Origin of the sequence: Photobacterium rosenbergii (genome assembly GCF_033022775.1) — a bacterium.
In the GTDB taxonomy this organism is placed as follows: Bacteria; Pseudomonadota; Gammaproteobacteria; order Enterobacterales; family Vibrionaceae; genus Photobacterium; species Photobacterium rosenbergii_A.
Genome location: NZ_JAWJZI010000037.1, coordinates 1 through 9,335, shown reverse-complemented (window position 1 = coordinate 9,335; position 9,335 = coordinate 1). Strand labels below are relative to the sequence as shown.

General features: G+C 47.8%; 9 protein-coding genes. 3 read left to right on the top strand and 6 right to left on the bottom strand.

Annotated features, from left to right (window positions below; all coding sequences use genetic code 11):
- The 5 genes from R2X38_RS26440 to R2X38_RS26420 form a co-directional block, all read right to left on the bottom strand.
- A partial coding sequence (locus R2X38_RS26440; protein WP_317525333.1) for a putative Ig domain-containing protein occupies positions 1-950 on the bottom strand: 950 nt, incomplete at its 3' end.
- Positions 951-1,066: 116 nt separating this feature from the next.
- The gene (locus R2X38_RS26435; protein WP_317525332.1) at positions 1,067-1,687 is read right to left on the bottom strand and encodes a phage tail protein; all 621 of its coding nucleotides are present in this window, start codon (positions 1,685-1,687) and stop codon (positions 1,067-1,069) included.
- Positions 1,688-1,768: 81 nt separating this feature from the next.
- A complete protein-coding gene (locus R2X38_RS26430; RefSeq protein WP_317525331.1) occupies positions 1,769-2,707 on the bottom strand; it encodes a methionyl-tRNA formyltransferase in 939 nt (312 codons plus the stop codon).
- A 20-nt stretch (positions 2,708-2,727) separates the two neighbouring features.
- Positions 2,728-3,969, bottom strand: a complete 1,242-nt coding sequence (locus R2X38_RS26425) for a hypothetical protein (protein ID WP_317525330.1) — start codon at positions 3,967-3,969, stop codon at positions 2,728-2,730.
- The gene (locus R2X38_RS26420) at positions 3,966-4,577 is read right to left on the bottom strand and encodes an aspartyl/asparaginyl beta-hydroxylase domain-containing protein (protein ID WP_317525329.1); all 612 of its coding nucleotides are present in this window, start codon (positions 4,575-4,577) and stop codon (positions 3,966-3,968) included. The genes R2X38_RS26425 and R2X38_RS26420 overlap by 4 nt, the downstream gene beginning before the upstream one ends.
- A 635-nt stretch (positions 4,578-5,212) precedes the next feature.
- Between R2X38_RS26420 and R2X38_RS26415 the strand changes: the two genes are divergently transcribed.
- Positions 5,213-6,235: an acyltransferase gene (locus R2X38_RS26415; protein WP_317525328.1), complete on the top strand. Its 1,023-nt coding sequence runs from the start codon at positions 5,213-5,215 to the stop codon at positions 6,233-6,235.
- A 63-nt stretch (positions 6,236-6,298) separates the two neighbouring features.
- Here the strand turns inward: R2X38_RS26415 and R2X38_RS26410 are convergent, their stop codons facing one another.
- Positions 6,299-7,180: a putative PEP-binding protein gene (locus R2X38_RS26410; RefSeq protein ID WP_317525327.1), complete on the bottom strand. Its 882-nt coding sequence runs from the start codon at positions 7,178-7,180 to the stop codon at positions 6,299-6,301.
- Positions 7,181-7,614: 434 nt separating this feature from the next.
- Between R2X38_RS26410 and R2X38_RS26405 the strand changes: the two genes are divergently transcribed.
- Together R2X38_RS26405 and R2X38_RS26400 are read left to right on the top strand one after the other, a co-directional pair.
- A complete protein-coding gene (locus tag R2X38_RS26405; RefSeq protein ID WP_317525326.1) occupies positions 7,615-8,670 on the top strand; it encodes a 3-deoxy-7-phosphoheptulonate synthase in 1,056 nt (351 codons plus the stop codon).
- Between the two features lie 71 nt (positions 8,671-8,741).
- Positions 8,742-9,224, top strand: a complete 483-nt coding sequence (locus R2X38_RS26400; RefSeq protein WP_317525325.1) for a YajQ family cyclic di-GMP-binding protein — start codon at positions 8,742-8,744, stop codon at positions 9,222-9,224.
- Positions 9,225-9,335: the final 111 nt, after the last annotated feature.

Below are 9,335 nucleotides of genomic sequence, written 5' to 3'. Positions count from 1 at the left end.
ATATCGCTGGCCACTGGCGTGAAGCTGTAACTGGCATCCTGCTGCACGCTGGTGGCCGGGGTGCCCGAAATGGTCGGTGCGTCGTTGACGTTCACGACTTCCAGGTTGAACGCCGCCAGGCTGACAGTTTCCGTGCCGTCGCTCACCTTGATCACGATGTTCGACGTAGTGCCGACATCGTCGTTAGTCGGTGTACCGAACAGCTGTCCGGTGGCGGTGTTGAAGCTCGCCCACGACGGCAGGTTGTCAATACCGAAGGTCAATGCATCGTTGTCGATATCGCTGGCCACTGGCGTGAAGCTGTAGCTAGCATCCTGCTGCACGCTGGTCGCCGGGGTGCCCGAGATGGTCGGTGCTGTATTACCGACCGACGAGGGTGTTACTGTCAGTCTGAAGGTTAAGTCAAAGTCGTCATAAACAGCACCATCAAAATACCCTCCTCCCCCGGCATAGAATTCTTCACTTCCAGTCCAACCACCGGCATCAGGAAAAGAATAACTTAGAGAATGACAGTTAGAGGAGGAGGAGGAAAATACAAACGCATACTGCTGGCCGGCAGCGACATCGATGTTCAATCCGCTGACATCAATATTCTGAAAGACAAAGTCATCATAGTTCACCCAGTTATCGGTGATGCGAACACTTCCACTGCTGCCGACCTGGGCACCAAGGGCAGAGCCCGAGTACTCATAAAAGGTGAGGGTACAGTCTACTCCGCGATCCCAATTACCCACCACTGCCAAAGAAGCCACCTGGCCGCTCTCTGTAGGAGAAAATGTTTGCCCTATGTCTGAAAAATTAGCTGAAAAATCACCCTGCAAAGCCCATCCATCCGTCTCCGGACCCGGGGTATTTTCAATCACCTCTGCCAATACTTGGCCAGAGAAGGAAACCGACAATAATAGTCCTAATCCCCTTGCCGGTTGCAGCAATCCCTTGTACCCAAACATAACCCACCCTCTCCTTTACCACTTCCCTGTGGCTTTGTTGTTTATTTTTCCGTTGTTCTTCCATGATTTTTAGCCAACGTTCACCAGAAGCAAACCCTGTAACTCAATGTTCAGATTCAATTACGCGAAGGAAAGACCCCGACGGTGGCAATCACCTGATACATACCAAGATATGGATTACGAATGTCGAACGGAATTGACCTTCCCGTATTTCCTACGGTGACCGTTCCGGATGCGCTTCCTCCACCCGTAGCATATACACCTGAAAGGGTTACCAAATCAGACGGTGAAGGATTAGAAGCATACGCATTTTGCATAGTTGGCCCAGAGGCTACATTTGCCAGGTAACTCCCGTCTTTTGCTGAGGTATCTCCGGCCTTGCTCGAAGCCTGGACATACACCTCTACCGCCCCGCCACTGCCACCATCCGGTGTAAAAGCAGCGGCATGATTATGGACAGGGAGATGACTTATCCCCAGTTGTGTCGTCTCATCTCCAGCACGCATACCCCAAGTGATAGTGGATAGTGCGGGACCGGACCCTACTCCGACCACACTTCTGCCACGTAAATCCGGTAACCCAAAATCCGATCTGCCATTACCGCCAAACGTTGTACCCATTAGTGCAAACAGCGCCGTATTATCATTGATAGGCATGATCCCGCCTGAACAGGTCGCAAAACCTCGCGGGGCAAAATTGAACCCAACGGTATGGACACTTCCAATAAAGACTTCCATCAACTTTCTCCTTGGTTTAGTCGGAGATAGCCACGACTGCATAACTGTGAACTATCAGTAAGGGGGCGAAGTTTGCCTCGCCTACCCCAAAATCATCCCGGCATCTAGCTGGTAAAATACGGCGAACTGATAGCCGCTGTAATAGCCTGATTGAGCAACGATCACATCTAGGCGCACTGCGCCGTCTTTGGCTGCCACAATCAGCCCCTTTTCTTTATCAACCGCCAGCACAGTACCCGGAACGCAACCATAGCTCGGCTGGGAGCTGGCAGTGATTTGCATGACATTGAACGTGCCACCATTGACATGAACCGCCACACCACCATGGTGGGGGTTACCGGCCCGTGCCGCACCGATAAAATCGGCCACGGTATGCTCGGACCAACTAAGCTGGGCATTATCAACATTCACTCTCGGAGCCAGCGATACCTCGCCTTGCTGCGCCCGCCAGTCAATGGCACCGGTTTCGTAGCCGGTGATAAAATCGGCCACCAACTGCGGGGCGGCTTGCATCACGCGTAGACTGAGGCTCTGATGATTATCAAAAGGATGAATCGCTAGCGGCACTTGCAAGCCTATCTCACCGCTATCCATCTGCTGAGTTAGGCGGTGTAAAGTCAGTTGGGTTTGGGTAAGGTTATCGCGCAATTGCCAATAGATGGGGTTGCTACCCCGGTAAGCAGGTAGATCGGACGCATGGAGATTAAAAATCTCACCATCGAAGTAGTCACAAACCTGGGCATCGATTTTATGAGAAAATCCGAAGACTAACCCCGCGCTGGCTTGCCAGTGATCGAACTGGGCCAACAAGCGAGTATCGTTCAGATCAATCAGGGGAATATTTGCCTGTACCAGTTGCTGGCGCAGTTGTTGCAAATCGCCGACTAATCGGCTGTCACCGAGATCCCCTTGTGATAACGTCACCACGCCCGCCAGCCTGTTTTGACTCGCGAGCAACTGAATAACGGGGATGCTGACGCAACTGGTAGTAAAAACGACGACCTTGTTTAAGCGTTCCATGCTCTGATCCTTTTGCTAGCTTAGGCTTTGACGGGAATGAACCGAGGCAATCCCGATAATTGATAATAAAAGCCAACCCTCTCTCCCCCTCGGACAACAAAATACTTGTTGTCGGGAACCGAAGGCGTGGCATCGACGTAAAACGTCATGTCCGGTAAGGGGTGAGTAATACCGGAGTCATACTCATCAACCACTTCGTCGCCAAAGGCATGGATACGCGCATATATCGCAAGAATTCGCTCAGGCATATCAGTTACACCATCAGGTAGCACCAGCGTGCCCGCCTGAACGACCTCAATATCATTGGCCAGTGTAATGGGCTGCATCGCCAACAAGGACGATTTGGATATATGCATTATTTCACCCAGTTCAATACGCTGATCACGGGCAGAAAGGTGGGAGGAATGGGTATAGGCCGCAGACTGCCACTGCTGGTTAAATTCTGTATCGCCGTGCACCATGATGGCCTGAACAGAGATGGACTGCGGCACCATGATGCCATCGAGGCTAAGGAACTGAACCTGGTGCCGGGCAATACTTAGCTGTCCCTCTTGGGTAAAGCCGTGTTGCAGCGCCTCAAGCAACAGAATGTCTATCGCCCCCTGCGGCTCGTACTGAGTGGCATCCGCCTCGACGATGGCTTCGATGTAGTCCGATACATTCAGATCTCCAACCAACTGGTGCAATGACTGGATAGCGCCAGGTTGTATATCAACGAGTACGACCTGTAACTGGCTACTGTCAACCCCACCTTCCTCTTGGTAATACTGCAACAACGGCAGTAGCAAGGGGGCAAAGGGACCACAAGCCGGATAGAGCAAACGCACTTGCTTCCTGTTGCTGAGCTTGGCTCTGATCGCTTTATCTAACCCACGCACAAACCCACGTATTCGATAAATATCTTTGATGGTAGTGCTGCTGTTCAGCGGCGACATAATAAGCCCGGTTGCACTGACATATTGACGGGTAAGAACATCTTGGCCCAAAGCCGCCTGCGCCATTGACAACATGGCCTGATCGTACATATCGGTAAAAAGTGCAGTTAACTGCTCATGCACGGTCACATTGTCAGTCAGCACAGCCGTCATCGCTTGGGTAAAGCTCTGCTGCAGTTTCAGTTTTCGCTCAGCCAGGGATAACTGTTGCTGCGCCAGGGACTCCAGTTGCTGACGGATGGAAAACTTCAGCAGATCATCAACGGCGGGATCCGCAAAATCGAGCTCGGCTTTGGGGTGATTCGCCATCTGTAGTTGCGCTTTCATCTCTCTTCATGCTCCGTCTTTGGTTGAAGTTGTGCCATTAGCCAATCATTGACAATGCAATCGAAAACCAGGTGAATACGAGGCGTATGACCTCGGTGATAAACGGCATGTTCTGCAGCCGCATTGATGTACCACAACTCTCCTTCGGCAATTCTCAGTAGCTGGTCGCTGACCATAAACTCAACTCCAGGGTCGGATCGCAAGCAATAATGAAGACGTGCCTGACCATTAGAAATATCTAGGCCACTGTCTCGATGCGGCTTTATTTCAGAACCGGGATCCAGCCGCATTAAACGCGCAGACAAAACAGAGCAAGGGAATAATTGTAGAAACCGCTCAAGGCAAGGAAATTCATCCCGAAGAACAGGGTAATTCTGATAATCGTCAGGGCTTGCTGTCTCCTCAAAATTAAAAGCCTGTAAGATTGGTGATTGGCCAGCATGTTTCATCAAGCCTCTCAGAGGGAGCACACTCCAATTTCCTTCGAAACATGCTTTGTTGACATGACTAAGCCAACGGCTATCATCATTTCGGTTACTGTCGCACCACCGCGAATCAGTCAAAACCGGCGCATCTGGCAGGCTTAATTGAGAGAAAATCACATCCATATCATTCTCTAATAATCAAAAGGTGATTTAATTTCCATAACCACTGAATACAGTCATCATGATTATTCATTCTTCTATCATTTTCTATTACACCTTATTACAAGGCTGATATTACTTACCGCCTAGTAGTAACAAAGTCATCAATACAAATTACTTTTTTCAAAAATGAGCTTAGACAACAATATGCCATCGATGTCATATTGTTATCTAATATGTGATCCCACGCATTTTCTATCGTTAACAGCAAGTGGATATAGTTTATTTGATCAGGTTAATGCGAAGTTCCCGATGTTAAATAAGCCATAGTTAATCCTTGCTGTTAGCGAATTGCTATATCCGGTGCAGACGTTGCCATAAATAACTTAACCTTGTGATGGTATATCGCCTATTACACAGGTATTACAAACAAACTCATCCACTGTTTTACTGGCCTTGCTGGTAAACTTTTCTTGAATCCATTATTTGTAAAGATTCTTCAAACTGACCATCATTACGGCACAGGTGTTAACGCCTGCTATTTCATAGCACAGAAACTTGACGTAGAGCGCAATTTTTTCAGCCGCATTGATAGATGAGTAACTAAAGTTCCCTGTGCTTGATACACTCATCAACTACTTCCACCATTCTCAAGCCTCATGTCAAAAAATCGTATTGCAAGTTTCGAAGCCGGAAGACTCCTGGCCCTTCTTGGCGTCATCGCTATTCACAGCCAACTCTTTATGACAGCCCCATTGATTAACGATCAACCTTGGTTAGGGCTTCTTATCAATCAGCTCAGCCGATTCGCGGTGCCTTTGTTCTTTATCATGGCGGGATATTTCATCGCACCTAAGCTTGTAACCGCACCTAAAGACACCATAAAACAATACAGCTTACCCTTGCTTAAAGTTTGGCTGGTTTGGAGTGTGATTATTTTCCTCGTGCCATTCAACCTGCAACTAGCATGGGAGTCAGGTTACCTTGCAGAGCGAAGCGGCTATTGGCAATACTTGCTATCCCAACCGCTCAATACTCTATTCGAAGGTAGCTTAGTTCATCTTTGGTATATTCCGGGCTTGATTTGTGGTTTGTTGATCATTGCATTCTGCTGCCATACAAAGAAACTCAACCTACTCCTGCCTGTCGCAATTACGCTCTACCTTTTCGGCTTAGCCGCAGGCAGTTATGCGCCACTTACCGGTATTGAGTCGCCGCTGTTCACTCGTAACGGGCCATTCATGAGTACCCTGATGCTTACAATTGGCTTCCTAATAAGACAGCAGAGTTGGCAACTAAGTGTTGGCAAGGCTTTCATGCTTGCCCTTATGGGAATGGGAATGCATTTAGCTGAAGCTGCGTTTTTGATCCGCTTCGACGTACCATTCAATATGCATGACTTTTTAACCGGTACACCGCTCTGGGCAACAGGCATCTTCTTTATGCTCAAGCAGCGGCCTCAGTTTGGCAAAGCGATAGTTAGCCTAAATATCAGCAAGCACGTATTGGGTATCTACCTCGTTCATCTGCTGATTATCATCTACCTCATGCACTTATTGCCGATGCTGGGCTTCACAGGCTATGCCAATGACATTCTGCGTTTTGTTCTGACCTGTATCATAAGCTACGGTCTGGTCGTACTTATTGATAAAACGCCGCTCAGAAACTGGCTACTGAGATAACAAAAAACCCGGCACTCTGCTCAGAGTGCCGGGTTTCTTTTAGGACATTTTTCCCTTCTTATTTTACTGCGTGATCACCGTAGCTACATTATGCTCAAGCAGCCACAACTGTAAGTTCGGCGCTTTACTAATGTAATGGCTGACCAAATCACACGGTTTTTTCGCCGAAGAAGCCGCTTTCAGAGCATGGTCGATGAGTGCCAGCACGGCTTCATTTTGATCATCGTGAAGATATTCAAGAGAAGGGTGAGTCTGATCCAGCCCTAACGCAAACTGTGCCAGCTGATCAATATCGACCACCAACCCATCAAAATACTGCAGGAACTTCTCAGCCATCAACGCATTGGCTGGCAATTCAGCCATCAAATGAACACGAAGCCCGTTTGCGCCTCGGCACAGCCCTTGCTCTGCAAGCAGATCAATCGCTGTCGCTGACTCACTAAAGGTACGGACAAACGGAATGACCAATTCAATGTTCGTCATACCCTCGGCAATGCGCGCACGTTTGATCGCTTCGCACTCCAGTTCAAAAGCTTTCCGAACCGCTTTATCGGCCCAACGAGAAACGCCCCGTTTCCCAATGAGGGGATTAACTTCTTGGGTTTCAAGCTCTGAACCTAACAATTTATAACGTTGGTGGGAATCGGCCCCCGCCAATCGCACCTTGAGTGGCTGCCCATCAGCTTGCTTGGCAGCAGCGATAAGCTTCTGTGCCAATGCATCCACAAAAAACTCGGCTGGATTGTTATTAGTTTTCGCCAATAGCTTTTGCTGCACATCATCCTGTAATTCTGCCGGATACGCTGCGGCAAAAGGATGGATCCCAATTTCTAGCAAAATGTCATCGACAGAAACCAAACCGATTTCTGCCTTTAAGCTGGCAAGTTGCGTTGAAGACTTGAGAATTTCAGAAAATTGTAAACCTGACTGAGCGCTGTTTGTCATAAACCACCATAACTGCTTTAACTTGGTTTTAATCAATCAGGAAGAAAATATAGAGATAGATCCGAGCAACGAGGCTTGTGATTCCGTTTGTATATCGACTTCCATTATTACCCACAATGAATGGGTAGATATTCACATAGACCCAACATACTGACTCAAACCTCAAGACGCAAGCATGTATTCTGAAAGTTTTGTGACTTTGGCTGGTTGAACAAATTGCCACTCACGGTTATTCATCTCGCTGTGTAACCTTGTACCAGCTATACACTGCGTAAAATGCCAGCAATCATTGATCTATCTTGTGAAAAGGCGAAGTAAAAGAGAAAGCGCTAGAATAAAAATCTAAGTGATATCACAAGTTTGGTTTATTCCTGCCGACTTTTGGGCTATCTTTACGCGTCAATAATTTTTGTAATACCGAGATAGGCAACACTATGCCAATGAAAACAGATGAACTCCGCACCGTTAGCCTTGGGCTTATGCCTACGCCAGCTGCGGTAGAAGCTGCTTACCCAATCACAGATGAAATTGCGGAGCATGTCGCCCACTCTCGTCGTCAAGTTGAAGCGATTCTAACGGGCCAGGACTCCCGTCTTCTTGTTGTAGTTGGTCCTTGCTCTGTCCACGATCCTGATGCAGCCATCGATTATGCAAAACGCCTGTGTGCCGTTCAGGAAAAATACAAAGATACGTTATTCATTGTAATGCGTACCTACTTCGAAAAACCGCGCACGGTTGTAGGCTGGAAAGGACTGGTATCCGACCCAAATCTAGACGGTAGCCTGGATCTTGCTAAAGGCCTTCATACTGCACGTAAATTACTTGTAGATATCAACGCGCTGGGTATGCCAACAGCGACAGAATTCTTAGATATGATCACAGGCCAATACCTAGCTGATCTTATCAGCTGGGGCGCTATTGGTGCGCGTACAACTGAATCTCAAATCCACCGAGAAATGGCATCTGCCCTGTCCTGCCCGGTAGGTTTTAAGAACGGTACCGACGGCAACATCAAAATTGCCATTGATGCTATTCGTGCTACTCGTGAATCACACGTTTTCTGCTCTCCAGCGAAAAGCGGTGAAATGACGATCTACCGCACATCGGGTAACCCGCACGGACACGTTATTCTTCGCGGCGGTAAAATGCCAAACTACCATGCAGAAGATATCCAGGCATCTTGTGATACGTTGGCATCGTTCGACCTGCCAACCCGCTTGGTTGTCGACTTCAGCCACGGTAACTGCCAGAAACAGCACAAACGCCAACTTGATGTTGCAGCCGACATTTGCCAACAAATTAAGTCTGGCAGCCAGTTTGTTGCTGGTATCATGGCAGAAAGCTTTATTGTTGAAGGCAACCAGCCAGTTGATACCGACAATTTATGCGCGCTAACATACGGTCAGTCTATTACCGATCCATGCATTAACTGGGACGATACTGTTACCATGCTGGATATGCTTTCTGAAGCAGTGGGCAGCCAACAATAAAATCAATAGCAGGGCCAAAGACGGCCCCACTTATATTACAATTACATCAACATACAATTGGGATTACGCACATGCCATCTTTTGACATTGTTTCTGAAGTCGACTTCGTAGAGATCCGAAATGCGGTAGAAAACTCATCTCGTGAACTAGATACTCGTTTTGATTTCCGTGGTGTCGAAGCTAGCTTCAAGCTGGATAAAGAAGTTGTAAAAATCACTACAGAATCTGATTACCAGCTAAGCCAGTTGGTCACTATCTTGCGTGGTAACCTAGCTAAGCGCCATGTTGATGCGCAATCTATGGATCAGAAAGAGACGACCCGCACTGGTAAGTCTTTCGCTTGTAATGTTGAATTCAAGCAAGGCGTTGATACTGCTGTGGCGAAAAAAATCGTCAAAATGATCAAAGATGAGAAGCTAAAAGTTCAAGCTTCTATCCAGGGTGATAAAGTTCGTGTAACTGGTAAGAAACGCGATGACCTACAAGCAGTAATGGCACTGGTACGTGGTGCAGAGCTTGGCCAATCATTCCAGTTCGATAACTTCCGCGACTAAGTCACTCGCTAACAGTAATTAATAAACCGCCAGCTGGCTAACTCCTATCAATTAAGATGTTTGGAGCGAACCACATAGCGGGTTTTACTGATACGAACGGTCCTTGATTTG